Source organism: Formosa sp. Hel1_31_208 (genome assembly GCF_900104785.1).
In the GTDB taxonomy this organism is placed as follows: Bacteria; Bacteroidota; Bacteroidia; order Flavobacteriales; family Flavobacteriaceae; genus Psychroserpens.
The window spans coordinates 1,641,015-1,658,554 of sequence record NZ_LT629733.1 but is presented as its reverse complement, the minus strand read 5'-3'; the positions used below and the strand labels follow the sequence as shown (position 1 = coordinate 1,658,554).

The window sequence follows — 17,540 nt, the reverse complement described above, 5'->3', positions numbered from 1 at the left end:
ATAAATCAAATGAAAATTCTTGTAACAGGTGCGACAGGTTACATTGGCAAGCGGTTAATTCCGTTACTCGCTAATGAAAACCATCATGTTGTTTGTGGTGTACGAGATAAATTACGTGCTGATAAAAGCTACAAAGACGATGAATTCATTGAGGTTGTAGAATCCGATTTTCTAAAACCGGAAACACTTCAAAACATTCCCAAGGATATTGATATCGCCTTTTACCTCATTCACTCGATGTCAAATGGCTCTCAAGATTTTGAATCGCTTGAAGAACGCTGTGCAGTCAACTTTAGAAACTACATAGAGACGACCAATGTAAAACAAGTGATCTATCTTAGCGGCATTACCAACGAAGACCATCTATCAAAACATTTACGATCTCGCAAAAATGTTGAGGACACCCTAAAATCTCATCAATACGCATTAACCATTTTTAAAGCAGGAATTATAGTAGGCTCTGGAAGTTCTTCATTTGAAATTATTCGAGACATCGTAGAAAAACTACCTTTCATGATTGCTCCAAAATGGTTAAATACTAAAACACAACCCTTATCTGTTAGAGATGTGCTGTATTTTCTCTCGAGAAGCGTTGGACATGAAGAAACTTATAATAAAACTTATGACGTCTTTGGCCCTGAAATACTTACCTATAAACAAATGCTCTTACAATTTGCAGAAGTAAGAGGTCTTAAGCGCTATATTTTGACCGTTCCGGTGATGACACCTAAGTTATCCTCGTACTGGTTATATTTTGTCACTTCTACTTCATACAAATTAGCCTCTGCTCTTGTAGACAGTATGGGTGTCCAAATTATTGGAAAAGCCAGTAATATTAATGAGTTACTTGAGGTGAATCCTCTAACCTATAAACAAGCAGTCCAATTAGCATTCGAAAAAATAGAACAAAATAGTATTGTATCAAGTTGGAAAGATTCCATGATTAGTAGTGGCCGACTTAGAAACAACCTTCATAAATATATTAACGTTCCAACATTTGGCTGTTTTAAAGATTATAAAGAACGCCCTGTAAAGGATATCACAAAAACTATCGATAAAATATGGAGTATTGGCGGTACTACAGGGTGGTATTATGGCACAATCTTATGGAAGATACGTGGTTATATTGACAAACTTTTTGGAGGTATCGGTTTACGTCGCGGAAGAACAAGTCAGACGCAATTAGATGCAGGCGATGCACTTGATTTCTGGCGTGTCATATTTGCAGACAAATCGCAACAGAAGCTTTTACTTTATGCGGAAATGCGATTGCCAGGAGAAGCTTGGTTAGAATTTAAAATAGAAGACGGCCTGCTGAAACAAACCGCAACATTCAGACCGCGAGGGATATGGGGTCGCTTATACTGGTATAGTGTTTTACCATTTCACGGATTTATTTTTTCTGGTATGATTAATAAATTAGTTGATGTCGAAACATAAAAAGCACCACTTACCAGAAAAAATTTGCGCAACCTGTGGTTTACCTTTTAGCTGGCGCAAAAAATGGGAAAAGAATTGGGAAGAAGTAAAATATTGTAGTGAAAAATGCAGGAGAAACAAAACAACATAGGATTAGTTTGGTTTAGAAATGATTTAAGAGTTCAAGATAATGCAGTACTTCATAGGGCTATAGTCAAACATGATATGGTAATCGCATGCTACTGCTTTGACCCAAGACATTATGAAGTATCAAAATTCGGTTTTAAAAAAACAGAAAAATTTAGAGCCCAATTTTTAATAGAGACCATAACCAATCTAAAGCACAATCTCAAAGCGCTTAATATAGAACTGTTCATAGTTTCTAATAAACCAAAAAAAGCAATTAAATCGCTAGTTGATACCTACAAAATAACTTCTATTTATTTACAGAAAGAATGGACAAGTGAGGAGACTCTTGTTACAGAAGAAGTAAAAGAAACCCTCTCCAATGATATCAACATTCATGAGATTTACGATCAATTTTTATATCACCCGGAAGATATAAATATGTCTTTCTCTGACATTCCACAAGTATTTACTGCGTTTAGAAAAAAAATAGAAAAATATAGTGCAATTAGACCGAGCATTAAAAATAGCCCTTGTGACAAGTTTGTAATCATTGAAAATAATACAACCATTCCTACTCTAGAAACATTAGGACTTGAAACCTTTAAACCTCATCTCAAATCTGCATTTCCCTTCGATGGTGGCGAATCAAGTGCCTTAGAACGTCTCGATGATTATTTTTTTAAAACCAAAAAACTTGGTGTTTATAAAAAGACAAGAAATGGTTTGGTTGGGAAAGATTTTAGCTCAAAATTCTCGGCATGGTTGGCTAATGGCAGTATTTCGGCGAGAACCATATACTGGGAAGTCAAACGATTTGAGCGAGAACACTTTAAAAACGAATCTACGTATTGGCTTATTTTCGAGTTGATCTGGAGAGATTATTTTAAATACATTTCTCTAAAACATCAAAACGAAATTTTTAAAATTGGAGGCATTCTACGTAAAGAGTATGACTGGAAATCTAATGACGGTCAAATTCAAAAATGGATCAATGGTGAGACCAGATCATCATTTGTTAACGCAAATATGTTAGAACTAAAAAAAACAGGCTGGATGAGTAATAGAGGTCGGCAAAATGTCGCTTCTTTTTTTGCTAAAGACATGCTATTAGATTGGCGTATTGGAGCGGCGTATTTCGAGTCGTTACTTGTGGACTATGACGTTCACAGTAACTACGGCAACTGGATGTATGTTGCCGGTGTTGGCAATGATCCTAGAGATCGAAAATTTAATGTAGATCTTCAAGCAGAACGCTACGATACCAATGGAAACTTTCAAAACTTGTGGTTACAAGAAACACTTTTTTAATGAAAACACTCAGACTTATACTCGGTGATCAACTTAATATCAAACACTCGTGGTTTAATGAACCAAACGATGAGGTAATTTATTGTTTGTTTGAAATGCGCCAAGAAACAGATTATGTAAAGCATCATATTCAGAAAGTGATTGGTTTTTTCGCTGCTATGCGACAGTTTGCTTCAGATTTGGAAAGCTTAGGACATCACATAGTGTATTTTAAAATTAATGATCAAAACAATAACCAAAACTTAATTGATAATCTTTCGAAAATTATAGAAAAACATGCTATCACTAATTTTGAGTATCTGTTTCCTGATGAATACAGATTAGACAAACAACTTCGTTCGTATAGCGAAACCTTGAATATCCCATATCATATAGTTTCCGCAGAACACTTTTACACCAATCGAGACGACTTAGCGATTTTCTTCAAAGGTAAAAAGCAATATCTTATGGAGAATTTCTATCGCGATATGCGAAGAAAATACGATATCTTGATGGTAGGAGACCAACCTGAAGGTGGAAAGTGGAATTATGATAAGAGCAATAGAAATAAATGGAAAGGAGATATAAATATTCCGAATTACAAATTGTTTAAAAATAATGTTTCCGAAGTAATTGAAGACATTAATAGAGCTAACATTGAAACTATTGGCAGGTTTGACACCAAGACCTTCTCCTATCCTATTACTAGAGCCCAAGGCTTAGAACAACTTAAATATTTCTGTGAAGCGCTTTTAATTCACTTTGGAGACTATCAAGATGCCATGCACACCGATGAAACTTATTTATTTCATTCGAGATTATCCTTCGCCATGAATTTAAAACTTATTTCACCTAAAGATGTGGTTGTAACGGTCATGAATTATTATCGTAAACACGAGCAAACTATTGCCATATCTCAGGTTGAGGGATTTATACGCCAGGTGATTGGCTGGCGCGAATATTTGCGAGGTATGTATTGGGCATTTATGCCTGATTACAAAAGCAAAAACACATTAGAGAACTATAACTCATTACCAAAATTTTTCTGGACTGGGAAGACGAAAATGAATTGTTTAAAACATGCTATCACAAATTCATTAGATAATGGATACGCCCATCACATACAACGATTAATGATTACAGGTAATTACGCATTATTGACTCAAACCAATCCCGATGAAGTGGATGACTGGTATTTGGGAATTTACGTCGATGCGATTGAATGGGTGCAATTAACCAATACACGTGGAATGAGTCAATTTGCAGATGGCGGTAAAATCGCAACTAAACCTTATGTGTCCTCAGGTTCGTATGTGAATAAAATGAGTAATTATTGTGGTGATTGCTATTATAATAAAAACAAAAAAATTGGTGATGATGCGTGTCCGTTTAACAGCCTATATTGGAATTTCTTAGATGAGAAGCGAGAACATTTAGGAAATAATTTCAGAATGGGTATGATGTATAGCCTACTTGATAAAATGGATAAGCAAGACTTACAGAACATCAAAGAAAAAGCAACCCATATTATAGAACATCAAGATGACTACTAATGTCCCAAAAATAAATGTCGTTTGGCTTAAACGTGATTTGCGTTTAGAAGATAATGAAGCTATTTATAATGCTTTGGCTACTGGTGAAAGCGCTTTGCTCGTCTATGCATTTGAGTCCGTGCTCAATGAAGATAAACACTATAGCGAAAGACATAGAAACTTTATTAAAGAATCTATTCGAGATTTAAATGAACGTTTAGCGCCTTACAATACCAAAGTACTGACTGTAGAAGCTGATATTATTACCACTATAAATCAGTTAATGGAACGTTATACGGTTCGTGATATATATTCCCATCAAGAAACAGGTATACTCGTCACCTATAATCGAGACAAATCTTTTAAACGGTTTTGCAAAAATAATTTAATTACCTGGCACGAAAATATAAACAATGGTGTGCAACGCGGATTGAAAGACAGGGATGAATGGATAAAAAAATGTAATTTATATTTTGACATTGAGCCCTTAAATTTTAAACCTTTAGACAATCAATTATTAGCAATAAAAGCAATTGAAGAACTAGAAACATTGATTGCTACCCCTTCACTGGAGACACCTGCAAACACTTTCTTTCAAAAAGGAGGGCGTACGACAGGTTTAAAATATCTCAACTCGTTTTTGAAGAAACGATATGTGAATTATATGTTTCATATTTCAAAACCTGATTTAGCACGTACAGGATGTAGCAGAATATCTCCATATCTAGCATGGGGAAATCTCTCTGTTAGAGAAGTATATCGCAAAGCTTATTTGCTTAAGAAAACATCTGAAAACAAAAAGCCATTAGAAGCTTTCATGTCACGATTACGCTGGCAGTCACATTTCATTCAAAAATTTGAAATGGAACATACCATGGAGCAAGAAAGTATCAATAAAGGTTTTCAAAAATTAAAAAAAGACATTTCTGAAATGTATCAGGAAGCATGGAAAAAAGGTCAAACAGGATACCCTTTAGTTGACGCTAGTATGCGTTGTTTAAATGAAACTGGATATCTTAATTTCCGAATGCGCGCCTTAGTCGTCTCTTTCTTTACACATAATCTTTGGCAACCATGGCAAGCTGCCTCTCAACATTTATCTCAAATGTTTTTAGATTTTGAACCTGGCATACATTTTCCGCAGTTGCAAATGCAAGCAGGTGAAACAGGAACAAATATGCTCAGAATCTACAATCCCATTAAAAACAGCCATGAACATGATCCTGATGCTAAATTTATAAAAAAGTGGGTACCAGAATTAAGAGCGCTAGATACGCCCTTTGCACATGAGCCCTACTTAATGACTGAGATGGAACAACACCTATATAATTTTCATCTGGGAAAAGACTATCCGCATCCTATCGTCAACATGGAAAAAACTAGAAAAAAAGCCAGTGACATACTCTGGAATCTTCGAAAAAACACAACGGTTAAACAAGAAAACCAAAGAATTCTCAAAAAACACACGCTTCGAAGTAAAAACACATAATACAACTAATTCATTTACAAGTATTTATATTAATTATTAAGAAAATCTATAGCGTTATGTTAATTTTTGTTTAAGATATATTTATAAAGGTTAAACATTTTGTAACTTTGAAATGTCAAGAAAGAAAAAGACATGATTTTAGATTCAACGTATACAAATAAAGAACACAAAAACATTATTAATGATTTGGTGGGTAAGCCATATTCATTCATAGAATCTTTTAAAATGGGCGGTATTGGTTCAAAACGTATGATTATTGAAGATGTAAGTCCAAATCTGAAGCAGTACATGAATAGTGTTGCAGACATTAACTATGCGAATATTGAAATGCGTCCAGGCGGAATCATTATGTATATCAACAAAGGACTCAAAAATTTTACTTGGATCATTCCTAATTATCAGTTGGTCATTTACAAAACCAATGGTGCAAGCATTCATGCGCAAGGAAAATATGTTCAATTTAAAAACAATAAGACGTTCAAGGAGAATAAAAGTTTCCTCAATAAATTACTAAACACAAAAGTAATTTATGATGAACGGTTTAATTTTCAGTATTTGTAATGTATGGAATTAGATACTAGAGCGACAGATAGAGTAATAGAAATGGCCTGGGAAGACAGAACCACATTTGACGCCATCAAATTTCAATTTGGATTAAAAGAACAAGAGGTCATTGAACTCATGCGAAAAGAAATGAAACCTAAAAGTTTCAAAATGTGGCGAAAAAGAGTTCAAGGACGAAAAACAAAACACGAGAAATTACGAACATTTGCTGAGGGTAGATTTAAATGTTCAAGACAAAAACAAATTACCCACAACTCAATATCAAAACGATAACGTGCTTTGTTCATGGAGATGAGTTCCTGAGACAGCACACTAAAAAGACTAAAAATGAGTACAAACACTTTAGACATCACAACTAATAATCACCAATTAAACGATTTTTCAGTTTCTGAAATTGGAGATGATCACTTATATACTGGTCTTAAAACACCAATGAAGGCAGATGCTTTTAAACTAAGTGATGAAGAAAAGAAAGAGCGCATAGCAATTTTATTTGAAGAGATTATGGATGTCATGGGATTAGATTTGACTGATGATTCCCTTAAAGGCACACCAAAACGTGTTGCGAAAATGTATATTGACGAGATTTTCTCAGGATTGAATCCAGCAAATAAGCCCAAAGTAGCACTGTTTGATAACAAGTATCAATACAATCAAATGCTTGTGGAAAAAAATATCACCTTTTATTCCAATTGTGAACATCATTTTGTTCCAATCATAGGAAAAGCTCATGTGGCTTATATTTCTTCAGGAAAGGTGATTGGATTATCAAAGTTAAATCGAATTGTGCAATATTACGCTAAGCGTCCACAGGTGCAAGAACGTTTAACTAATCAAATTGCTGAAGAGCTGAAAGCTATTTTAAACACGGAAGATATTGCTGTTATTATTGATGCCAAACATCTTTGTGTATCTTCAAGGGGAATTAAAGATGATACCTCTGCAACAGTGACTACATATTACGGTGGACAATTTAATAGACCAGAAAAAATTACGGAATTACACAACTACATAAATAATTAAAATTATGGATTTAATAAATAAAGCATTAGAATTCGAACAAAGAAAAATGCGTTCTTTATCAACTAGTGATCGCGTTAAAATTTCGCGTGAAGCCAAAGCATTAATTTTAGATTTAAATCAAATCTATAAAGAGCGTAAAGACCAACAAATCATGGATATCATGAAACGTCTTACAGCAATAAAAAGAAAAGTTGAAAAACGTTTAAAAGGTGCCCCTTTAACGGCATAAACTTAACCACATTTAATAGTATTGAGCGTAGTAGATAACGTGAATTAACGTGTGTCTATTGCGCTCTTTATATAAAACAAATAACATGAAAACATATATCATTATTGGTGGTAGCAAAGGTATTGGCAACGCTATTTTAAGCACTTTACTAGAGCATCATAACGTGATTAACCTAAGTCGAACACCTCCGAAACAGGCGCACGCAAATTTAACGCATTATGATTGTGACATTCTGGTTGATGAATTACCAGATATTGACGCAGCAGACGGATTAGTGTATTGTCCTGGAAGCATCAATTTAAAACCGATAGGACGTTTTAGCTTAGAGGATTTCAGATTAGATTATGAAATTAACGTTATTGGTGCTGTAAAAGCGATCCAAAAATACTTGAGTGTCATTAAAAACGGAAATGATCCATCTATTGTTTTGTTTAGTACTGTTGCAGCAAAATTAGGCATGCCTTTTCACGCAAGTATAGCAGCAGCAAAATCGGGAGTTGAAGGTCTTGTGAAATCATTAGGTGCTGAGTTGGCCACAACGCTAAGAATTAATGCCATTGCGCCAACAGTAACCAACACCGATTTAGCTTCAAAACTTCTGAGAAATGATAAAATGATTGAAAACATAACAGAACGTCATCCGATGAAGAAATTTCTACAACCTGAGGATGTCGCTGGGATGGCCGAATTCTTATTGTCTGAGAAGTCCAGTTCAATTTCAGGTCAGGTATTTGAAATGGACTGCGGAATTGTAAGTTTCAAAATTTAACTATGAATCCATTTAAACTATTTCTAGGGACATTATTTTCGAAAAGCACAAGGTCTCAACCCATAAACAAAACCGATATGTACGATATCAAAATAAATACACTTAACGGTAAGCCTTTAGAACTTTCAAAATTTAAGGGGAAATATATTTTGTTTGTTAATGTGGCGTCAAAATGCGGCTTTACACCTCAATATAAAGAGTTACAAGCATTGGCTGATAAATATCATGATAAACTCGTGGTAGTTGGTGTACCTTGTAACCAATTTGGAAATCAAGAACCAGGAGATTCTAAGACGATCGAAACATTTTGTGAAATTAATTACGGTGTGACATTTCCTATCACAGAAAAAATTGATGTTAAAGGAACAAATCAACACGCCTTGTATGCATGGTTGACTAAAAAACAGAAAAACGGTATGAAAGATTCGAGTGTGAAATGGAATTTCCAAAAATACTTAGTGAATCCAGAGGGTGAACTTATAGATTATTATTTCTCTATGACCTCGCCAACCAGTTCAAAAATCACGAAACATCTAAAATAAATAATTATGTTCGGACTATTCAAAAAGACTTCTGAAATTGATAAACTTCAGAAGAAATACGAAAAATTCATGAAAGACTGGCATGGTCTTTCTACAACAAATAGAGCTGAAAGCGACAAAAAGTATGCTGAAGCTCAAAAAATATTAGAACAAATAGAGCAGCTACAAAAGTAATTTGTAATGAAATTCTTGAAGTCATTTATCATATTCCTTATCATCAACTTTGGTGCCCTAGGAATTGGCACATGGCTTATGGCAGATGGCGCAATGGATAGTTGGTATCAAGGACTAGAGAAAGCACCATGGACACCCGAAGGCTGGGTCTTTGGCTCAGCTTGGACAACTGTAATGCTTTGTTTTTCAGCTTATATGGGCTTTTTATACCTAAAGAGACCCACACATAAAGTATTGAAACTATTTATTGTTCAATTCGTGCTTAACATCAGTTGGAATTTCGTGTTTTTTAATCAGCACTTCATCTCAGCAGGTCTAATTAATCTAGTGCTTTTACTGATTATAGTGACCGCTTTTTTCACCACTTATGTACAAGATTTAAAAGGTAAATCAATACTCATTCTCCCTTATTTGGCTTGGTTATGTATTGCGACTTCCTTAAATCTTTATATTTATATGTATAATTAATCCTATTTCCATCTCAACATTATGAAAATATATCGACTGCACAAAAAGCAAAATTTACCAATTACAATGGATGCGGCTTGGGCGTTTTTATCAGATCCAAAAAACCTAAAGACCATTACACCTGATTATATGAGTTTTAATATTTTATCAGGTGCCGACAGACCCATGTATGCAGGACAGATTATTCAATATATTGTAACTCCAATTTTAGGAATAAAAACCAAATGGGTAACGGAAATCACTCATGTTGAACACAAACATTACTTCGTTGATGAACAGCGCTATGGCCCCTATGCCTTATGGCATCACAAACACTTCATTAATGAAATAGATGGCGGTGTAGAAATGGAAGACATTATTGATTACAAAGTCCCTTTTGGTGTTCTTGGACAACTTTTTCACCCTATTTTGGTTCAGCCAAAATTGGATGAGATTTTTAATTATCGAACCCAGAAATTACAAGAACTATTTGGAACCTACAATTCTTAAATTAATACCATTTTAATGAAAAAACCTGTTAGTATTTTTTGGTTCAGACGTGATTTACGACTCGATGATAATGTAGGATTATATAAAGCTTTAACTAATGATCATCCGGTATTACCCATTTTTATATTTGATTCTGAAATTCTAAATAAACTACCAAAAACAGATGCACGTGTTACCTTTATTCACGATACACTGCAACACATGCGTTCTCATCTACAGAATGAATACAACAGTAGTATTGGCATGTATCACGGAAAGCCCTTAGATATTTATAAGCAGCTCATAACAGACTATGAGATTAAAGCCGTCTATACAAATCATGATTATGAACCTTATGCCATAAAACGTGACACCGAAATAAGTACCTTCTTATCAAATCATGGGATTACATTTAATACCTTCAAAGATCAGGTGATATTTGAAAAAGATGAAGTGGTTAAAAAAGATGGTAATCCTTATGTTGTCTATACCCCTTTCATGAGAACTTGGAAGGAAAAATTTAAAACTTACAATCTGAAGATTTTGAATTCCCACTCCTTCTTAGACCAAACAGTAAAAGACTTAAAACTCCCCAATTTAAGTCTGGAAGATATCGGGTTTGAGAGATCACAACAATCTATTACTGGGTATACCGTAACACCTAGTCTCATTCAAAACTATGAGACTAAACGCAATTATCCGGCCCTTGATGCCACTTCTAAACTTGGTCCACATTTACGTTTCGGAACCGTAAGTGTGCGTAAAATGATAAAAAAGGCAATTGCTGAAGAGAACGAAATCTTCTGGCAAGAACTTATATGGAGAGAGTTTTTTATGCAAATATTATGGCATTATCCGCATACCAAAGACAAGTCTTTTAAATCTAAATACGATCGTATAGAATGGCGTAACAATGAAGATGAATTTAAGCACTGGTGTGAAGGTAATACTGGATATCCACTAGTAGATGCCGGAATGCGAGAGCTTAACACAACAGGTTTTATGCATAATCGAGTTCGGATGTTAGTTGGTAGCTTTTTGTGTAAACATTTACTTATAGATTGGCGTTGGGGCGAAGCTTATTTTGCTGAAAAATTACATGATTATGAAATGGCGAGTAATGTTGGGAATTGGCAATGGATTGCCGGTTCGGGAGTGGATGCAGCACCATATTTCAGAATTTTCAATCCAACATCTCAAATACAGAAATTTGATAAAGACCATGAGTATATTAAAAAGTGGGTTCCTGAATATCAAGAACTCACCTACCCTCAACCTATAGTTGACCATAAAATGGCAAGAGAACGTTGTCTCAAAACATATAAAGAAGCTGTAAGTTAAAACTGCTACAATGTAAAAAAGCCTCGATAGTTCGAGGCTTTTTGTATTATAATTCCGAAAATAGGTTAATTCCCTTCAACTCTAGTAATTTTAGCACCAATAGCTCTTAAACGCTCATCGATATTTTCGTACCCTCTGTCTATTTGCTCAATATTATGAATTGTAGACGTGCCTTTGGCTGAAAGAGCAGCAATTAATAATGAGACACCAGCTCTAATATCGGGCGAGGTCATTGTTGTTGCTTTTAATTGCGATTTGAAGTCATGTCCGATCACAGTAGCACGATGAGGATCACAAAGTATGATCTTAGCGCCCATATCAATTAGTTTATCCACAAAGAATAAACGGCTTTCAAACATTTTTTGGTGCACTAATGCACTTCCTCTCGCCTGCGTTAGCACCACTAAAACAATACTCAATAGATCTGGAGTAAATCCAGGCCAAGGTGCATCAGAAACGGTTAAAATAGAGCCGTCAATATAGCTTTGAACTTCGTAACCGTCTTTATGGGCTGGAATATGAATATCGTCACCTTGTCGTTCAACGGTAATTCCTATTTTTCTAAATACATTTGGTATTAATCCAAGATCATCCCAACTTACATTAGTAATTGTTAATTCGCTTTTAGTCATTGCCGCGAGTCCAATCCAACTTCCAATTTCAATCATATCAGGAAGCATCTTATGGGTTGTGCCATCAAGTTTGGCGACACCTTCAATAATCAACATATTAGAACCAATACCCCTTATCTTGGCACCCATTCTATTGAGCATTCTACAAAGCTGTTGTAAATAAGGTTCACAAGCTGCATTGTAAATTGTAGTCTTTCCTTTGGCCAGTACAGCCGCCATTACAATATTGGCTGTTCCTGTTACTGAGGCTTCATCAAGCAGCATGAAAGCACCTTTCAATTCATCTGCTTCAACACCATAAAAATGGTCTTCCTTATTGTATCTAAATTTAGCTCCAAGGTTAATAAACCCTTCGAAATGGGTGTCTAGTCGACGTCTACCAATTTTGTCTCCCCCTGGTTTAGGAATATAACCCTTTCCAAAGCGACCCAATAATGGACCAACAATCATTATAGATCCTCTTAATCCTTTCCCGTCTTCTTTAAACTCTGCAGACTCTAGATATTCTAAGTTTACCTCATCAGCTTTAAAGGTATATGAGCCCTTACCAACATGATTCACTTTAACACCAAGCTTTTTGAGTAAAGCAATGAGTTTATTGACATCAATAATATCTGGAATATTATCTATTCTAATTTCTTCGGCAGTTAAAAGAACTGCACATAAGATTTGTAATGCTTCGTTTTTTGCACCTTGAGGTTGAATTTTTCCTTTTAATTGGTGACCTCCTTCAATAATAAATGTTGACATGAACTGTTGTTAGTAGCGTTTTCTATTTCGGTTAGATCCTTTTTTGTGATGCGTTTTCTTAGTATTGCTGGTCGTGTATTTCTTTTTGTTTCGCATCAAGCTCGTAGCATCTGAAAGATCCTCTTCACTTCCTTTTAAATTAATTTTACCCTCAGATAATTCGTATAAATGATTATAAATCACTTCATCTTCAACAGTATCCTTGTTCCAATTAAGAAAACATTTTTTCATGTGATTTGCAATAGTATAAACCAAGGCTTCTTTTAGCTCACCTTCTTCCCAAGTATTAGCTACATCAATCATCGTTTTAATATTGTTTCCATAAAAACGATATTTTGGGAAATTTTGAGGATATTTTAAAGGTTCAGGACGGGCGTATAACTCCTCTCTTGAAGGTGTTGGATATGGAGAGTCTACATCTAATTCAAAATCAGCGATTATAAAAAGCTGATCCCATAGTTTATGCTGAAAATCTGGCACATCACGTAAATGAGGTTGCATATTTCCCATCACATTAATGATGGATTTAACCACTTTATTGCGTTCTTCCTTTGTTGGTAATTTTTTAGCGTAATTCACCATTTTTTGAAGATGTCTTCCATACTCAGGAATAATCAAATGTTCACGCTCTGTGTTGTATTCTATATCGTCTATCAAAATTTATATTTGTGTAGTATTTGTAAATGATGCATGAAGTACCTCTGCATATGCTTGCAAAATACAAAAAAATAGTTATTGAAAGTGCTTTTTATAAAGAAATTACACCTTCCACTTTGATGGCTACTTCTTTATATTTTGTAATCACAGCATCTGGATCTTTCATCTGTAAATTTACAGAAATACTTGTATAGGTACCTTTACCAGATTCTTTTGTTGTTATTACAGCTCCTAAATTATTAAATAAGTCTTCTATCTGATGTATTTTTACAGGATCTGTTGGGATGATAAACTTATATAAATATTCTGATGGCCAACTAGCCGTCTCATATAGTTGTATTCTAAGTTTATTATAGAATTCTTCTGATTTTTTCTCTGTACTCATAACGTTTTTATTCGGATGCAAAGATACATTTTACTTTGAATTTTACTTTGCATTATTTATTAGTAATTTTACAACCAAAACCTTGCCAAATTGAATACCAAGCGAATTGTCATCACTGGCGGACCAGGAACTGGAAAATCGTCGATAATTAATGAACTCACTAAACGGGATTTCACATGCTTTGAAGAAGTATCAAGACAGGTTACTTTAGAAGCTAGAAAAGACGGTATCGATCAACTGTTTCTAACCCAACCATTGCTTTTTAGTAAATTACTTTTAAAAGCCCGAACACAACAGTTTATTGATGCCACATCTGTTGATGCTAATCTTGTGTTTTTAGACCGAGGATTACCTGATGTTTTAGCCTACATGGATTATGTTAAAAGTGATTATCCAAACGATTTTACGGAGGCCTGCAAGCAGCATGTTTACGATAAGGTATTTGTCTTATCACCTTGGCAAGAAATCTTTGTTAGTGACAGTGAGCGCTATGAAAATTTCGGACAAGCTGTAGAAATTCATCATGCCTTGTTAGATACTTACCACCGTTTTAATTATCAGTTGGTTGATGTTCCCTTCGGAAATATTAACAGTAGAGCAGATTTCATCTTAGAAGTATTAAACGAATAGATGGCCCATCCTATCAACATATTAGAACAGTATTGGAACCATACCTCATTTAGACCATTACAGGAAGATATTATAAATTCAGTATTAGAAAAAAATGATACGTTTGTTTTATTGCCTACAGGTGGTGGAAAATCTATATGCTTTCAAATTCCAGCGCTCATCAAAGAAGGAATTTGTATTGTTGTTTCTCCATTAGTGGCCTTAATGAAAGATCAGGTGAATAGCCTAAACAACAAAGGTATTAAAGCAATGGCAATCACGAGTGGTATTAAATATGCTGAGCTTGACACCATGCTAGATAATTGTATTTACGGCAACTATAAATTTCTATATTTATCCCCAGAACGGTTACAACAGGATATTGTCAAACAACGCATTGAACAAATGAATGTAAACTTGATAGCCGTTGATGAAGCTCATTGCATTAGTCAATGGGGAAATGACTTTAGACCTGCTTATAAAAATATTACTATATTAAGGCAATTACAGCCTAGCGTTAATGTAATCGCATTAACAGCTACCGCAAAACCTCAAGTTATCTTGGAGACGATGAAAGAATTAGATTTCATAACTCCTAAAGTGTTTAAAGCCTCTTTCTACAGACCCAATTTATCATATCAGGTCATTCAAAGCGAAGATAAAATTTACGATCTGGAACAGCTCCTAAAACAATATGAAGGTCCGTCAATTATTTATGTAAGAAGTCGAAAAATGACCGTTGAGATTCATCGGGTATTAGAAAAAAAAGGATTTAGCACCACATTTTTCCATGGAGGAATCCCTACAAAAGACAAACAAGAACGATTAGACCAATGGATGCATAATCAAAAGCGAATTATGGTAGCTACTACTGCCTTTGGTATGGGAATTGATAAACCAGATGTGAAAACAGTTTTTCATATTAATTTACCCGAGAGTCTAGAAAGCTATTATCAGGAAGCTGGACGTGTTGGTCGAAATGATACGAATGCTTTTGCAATAGTATTAACAAACACATCTGACGAACAAGTATTAAAAAATCAATTCATTAATAGTCTTCCCAGTTTAGATGAGATCAAACTGGTATATAGAAAACTATGCAACTACTTTCAAATATCATACGGTGAAGGCGAATTAACAACACATCGCTTTAATTTTTCTGACTTTTGTAAGGTTTATGATTTTAAAGGATCGAAAACCTATAATATATTACAGCTCTTAGATAGGAATAGTATTATTAAACTGTCTCAAGAATTTAATTATAAAACAAAGCTACAGTTTATGGTGAGTAATCATGCTATGTTTTCATATCTCGACACGCATCAACACTGCAATATAGTAGTAAAAACCATTTTAAGAACTTATGGCGGGATTTTTGAACATCAATTAGCGATTAACCTAACGTTGATAGCTAACAAGTCTGAAAGTAACGAAAAACAAATTATTGCCATTTTACAAGAATTACATAAAGACGGTATTGTAGATTTCTTATTTTCTAATACAGATTCGGAAGTCATATTTCTACAACCACGAGAAGACGATAAAACTATTAACAGAATTGCAAATGTCGTTGAGCAACAACAAGAACTAAAACGTTCACAAGTTAATGCCGTTTTAGATTACATACAAAACGATAGTATATGCAGACATCAACAGTTACTTGATTATTTTGGAGAATCCTCTACAATAAAATGTGGTAAGTGCTCTGTATGTCTTAATGTTCAAATTTCCGAAGATCACAAAGCAACTCAAATTATTCAACAACAAATTCTTAATGCATTAAACAAAGAAGCCATGAGTTCTAGGCACTTAACGGAAATTTTAAAACATGATAAAGATGCTATTTTAAAAGCCATTAAAGTACTACTAGAGCAAGAAGCGATTACTACAACAACTGCCAATACCTATAAAAGAAAATGAACATGAAAAGAGATACTTTAAGAATAGTATTCATGGGAACTCCAGATTTTGCGGTTGCCACTTTAAAAATATTGGTAGAACACCAATACAATATCGTTGGTGTTATAACCGCTCCCGATAAGCCTGCCGGTCGCGGCAGAAAACTTAATGAATCTGCCGTTAAAAAATATGCGATTGCTGAAGGTCTAAATGTGTTACAGCCCACAAATTTAAAGAATGAAGAATTTATTCAGGAATTAAAGGCGCTTAAGGCGAACTTACAGGTTGTAGTTGCTTTTAGAATGCTTCCAGAAATTGTTTGGAAAATGCCAAAATACGGCACTTTTAACTTACATGCCTCCTTACTCCCTAATTATAGAGGTGCAGCTCCAATACATTGGGCCATAATAAATGGTGAAACAAAAACTGGTGTTACAACATTCTTTATTGACGAAAAAATTGATACGGGCGCTATGATCTTGCAAGAAGAAGTCTCTATTGAAGGTAATGATACAGTTGGCAAATTACATGACAAACTGATGACGGTTGGAAGTGACCTAGTGTTAAAAACTGTAGAACAAATACAAAGTGGAATTATTAATACGACTCTTCAACCAAAAAATACGTCAGATTTAAAAACAGCACATAAGCTCAATAAAGAAAATTGCAAAATCGATTGGCATCTAGAGTTAGAGGATATCTATAATAAGATTAGAGGACTAAATCCTTTTCCTTCAGCTTGGTGTTATCTTTTAAATGGAGAAGACAAATTAAGCGTTAAACTCTTTGATGTAGTCAAAGAATATGATTCTCATACATTGGAGCAAGGTCTATTAATAATTTCAAAAAACGAACTAAAAGTTGCAGTAACAGGAGGTTATATACAAATCAAAGAAATACAACTTCCAGGAAAGCGAAAAATGGATGTCAAATCATTACTAAATGGTTATGATTTTAGTGTAAATGCAAAAATGCTCTAGAACCCTTATGTACATTGATATTTAAAAAAAATCCGACGAAATGCAAGCCTTTATTAACAAATGCTCAAAGTTATCAACAAATATTTGTATTTCCCTTGCTATTACTTGCGTAGCTGGATTTTACGTATAATTTTGTAGACGGATTTAACGATAACGTTTAACCCAACTATTTTTTTAACAATTTAAAATATAAT

Annotated in this window: 21 protein-coding genes; 18 read left to right on the top strand and 3 right to left on the bottom strand. The window is 34.4% G+C overall.

What is annotated here, in order from left to right; genetic code table 11:
• Positions 1 to 9 precede the first annotated feature (9 nt).
• The 15 genes from BLT57_RS07505 to BLT57_RS07440 all read left to right on the top strand — a co-directional run bounded on the left by BLT57_RS07505 (position 10) and on the right by BLT57_RS07440 (position 11,434).
• Complete coding sequence (locus BLT57_RS07505; RefSeq protein ID WP_091424379.1) at positions 10 to 1,440, top strand: SDR family oxidoreductase; 1,431 nt, start codon at positions 10 to 12, stop codon at positions 1,438 to 1,440.
• Complete coding sequence (locus BLT57_RS07500) at positions 1,427 to 1,570, top strand: DUF2256 domain-containing protein (protein ID WP_091424375.1); 144 nt, start codon at positions 1,427 to 1,429, stop codon at positions 1,568 to 1,570. Before BLT57_RS07505 ends, BLT57_RS07500 begins: the two co-directional genes overlap by 14 nt.
• Complete coding sequence (locus tag BLT57_RS07495; protein ID WP_091424372.1) at positions 1,546 to 2,856, top strand: DASH family cryptochrome; 1,311 nt, start codon at positions 1,546 to 1,548, stop codon at positions 2,854 to 2,856. The genes BLT57_RS07500 and BLT57_RS07495 overlap by 25 nt, the downstream gene beginning before the upstream one ends.
• The gene (locus tag BLT57_RS07490) at positions 2,856 to 4,388 is read left to right on the top strand and encodes a cryptochrome/photolyase family protein (protein WP_091424368.1); all 1,533 of its coding nucleotides are present in this window, start codon (positions 2,856 to 2,858) and stop codon (positions 4,386 to 4,388) included. The genes BLT57_RS07495 and BLT57_RS07490 overlap by 1 nt, the downstream gene beginning before the upstream one ends.
• On the top strand, positions 4,378 to 5,856 hold the full coding sequence (locus tag BLT57_RS07485) for a cryptochrome/deoxyribodipyrimidine photo-lyase family protein (RefSeq protein ID WP_091424364.1): 1,479 nt from the start codon (positions 4,378 to 4,380) through the stop codon (positions 5,854 to 5,856). Before BLT57_RS07490 ends, BLT57_RS07485 begins: the two co-directional genes overlap by 11 nt.
• Positions 5,857 to 5,988: 132 nt before the next feature.
• Positions 5,989 to 6,417, top strand: coding sequence for a hypothetical protein (locus BLT57_RS07480; RefSeq protein WP_091424361.1), 429 nt, complete (start codon positions 5,989 to 5,991; stop codon positions 6,415 to 6,417).
• 3 nt (positions 6,418 to 6,420) lie between these two features.
• The gene (locus BLT57_RS07475; RefSeq protein WP_091424359.1) at positions 6,421 to 6,693 is read left to right on the top strand and encodes a TIGR03643 family protein; all 273 of its coding nucleotides are present in this window, start codon (positions 6,421 to 6,423) and stop codon (positions 6,691 to 6,693) included.
• 54 nt (positions 6,694 to 6,747) lie between these two features.
• Positions 6,748 to 7,443, top strand: coding sequence for a GTP cyclohydrolase I FolE (gene folE, locus BLT57_RS07470; RefSeq protein ID WP_091424357.1), 696 nt, complete (start codon positions 6,748 to 6,750; stop codon positions 7,441 to 7,443).
• Between the two features lie 4 nt (positions 7,444 to 7,447).
• Positions 7,448 to 7,672, top strand: coding sequence for a hypothetical protein (locus BLT57_RS07465; protein ID WP_091424353.1), 225 nt, complete (start codon positions 7,448 to 7,450; stop codon positions 7,670 to 7,672).
• Between the two features lie 85 nt (positions 7,673 to 7,757).
• Positions 7,758 to 8,441: an SDR family NAD(P)-dependent oxidoreductase gene (locus BLT57_RS07460; protein ID WP_091424350.1), complete on the top strand. Its 684-nt coding sequence runs from the start codon at positions 7,758 to 7,760 to the stop codon at positions 8,439 to 8,441.
• Between the two features lie 2 nt (positions 8,442 to 8,443).
• Positions 8,444 to 8,983: a glutathione peroxidase gene (locus tag BLT57_RS07455; RefSeq protein ID WP_091424347.1), complete on the top strand. Its 540-nt coding sequence runs from the start codon at positions 8,444 to 8,446 to the stop codon at positions 8,981 to 8,983.
• Between the two features lie 6 nt (positions 8,984 to 8,989).
• Complete coding sequence (locus BLT57_RS14050) at positions 8,990 to 9,157, top strand: Lacal_2735 family protein (protein WP_157717140.1); 168 nt, start codon at positions 8,990 to 8,992, stop codon at positions 9,155 to 9,157.
• Positions 9,158 to 9,163: 6 nt separating this feature from the next.
• Positions 9,164 to 9,625, top strand: a complete 462-nt coding sequence (locus BLT57_RS07450; RefSeq protein ID WP_091424346.1) for a TspO/MBR family protein — start codon at positions 9,164 to 9,166, stop codon at positions 9,623 to 9,625.
• 21 nt (positions 9,626 to 9,646) lie between these two features.
• The gene (locus tag BLT57_RS07445) at positions 9,647 to 10,114 is read left to right on the top strand and encodes an SRPBCC family protein (RefSeq protein WP_091424344.1); all 468 of its coding nucleotides are present in this window, start codon (positions 9,647 to 9,649) and stop codon (positions 10,112 to 10,114) included.
• A gap of 15 nt (positions 10,115 to 10,129) precedes the next feature.
• Positions 10,130 to 11,434 (top strand): deoxyribodipyrimidine photo-lyase, encoded by a 1,305-nt coding sequence (locus BLT57_RS07440; RefSeq protein WP_091424341.1) that lies wholly within the window; start codon positions 10,130 to 10,132, stop codon positions 11,432 to 11,434.
• A gap of 65 nt (positions 11,435 to 11,499) precedes the next feature.
• On the opposite strand, the gene murA is transcribed toward BLT57_RS07440, so the two are convergent.
• The 3 genes from murA to BLT57_RS07425 form a co-directional block, all read right to left on the bottom strand.
• A complete protein-coding gene (gene murA, locus BLT57_RS07435; RefSeq protein ID WP_091424338.1) occupies positions 11,500 to 12,816 on the bottom strand; it encodes a UDP-N-acetylglucosamine 1-carboxyvinyltransferase in 1,317 nt (438 codons plus the stop codon).
• Positions 12,817 to 12,825: 9 nt separating this feature from the next.
• A complete protein-coding gene (locus BLT57_RS07430) occupies positions 12,826 to 13,473 on the bottom strand; it encodes a DUF4290 domain-containing protein (RefSeq protein ID WP_091424335.1) in 648 nt (215 codons plus the stop codon).
• A 91-nt stretch (positions 13,474 to 13,564) separates the two neighbouring features.
• The gene (locus tag BLT57_RS07425; RefSeq protein ID WP_091424332.1) at positions 13,565 to 13,858 is read right to left on the bottom strand and encodes a hypothetical protein; all 294 of its coding nucleotides are present in this window, start codon (positions 13,856 to 13,858) and stop codon (positions 13,565 to 13,567) included.
• Between the two features lie 90 nt (positions 13,859 to 13,948).
• Between BLT57_RS07425 and BLT57_RS07420 the strand changes: the two genes are divergently transcribed.
• Genes BLT57_RS07420 through fmt form a run of 3 tightly spaced genes read left to right on the top strand, consistent with a single transcriptional unit; the run spans position 13,949 to position 17,346 of the window.
• Entirely contained in the window at positions 13,949 to 14,488 is a 540-nt protein-coding gene (locus BLT57_RS07420) for an AAA family ATPase (protein WP_091424329.1), read from the top strand.
• On the top strand, positions 14,489 to 16,387 hold the full coding sequence (locus tag BLT57_RS07415) for an ATP-dependent DNA helicase RecQ (protein WP_091424326.1): 1,899 nt from the start codon (positions 14,489 to 14,491) through the stop codon (positions 16,385 to 16,387). It begins immediately after the preceding gene.
• Positions 16,384 to 17,346 carry a methionyl-tRNA formyltransferase gene (fmt, locus tag BLT57_RS07410; RefSeq protein WP_091424323.1) on the top strand — a complete coding sequence of 321 codons (963 nt, stop codon included), beginning with the start codon at positions 16,384 to 16,386 and terminating at the stop codon, positions 17,344 to 17,346. The genes BLT57_RS07415 and fmt overlap by 4 nt, the downstream gene beginning before the upstream one ends.
• The last annotated feature ends 194 nt before the right edge of the window (positions 17,347 to 17,540 follow it).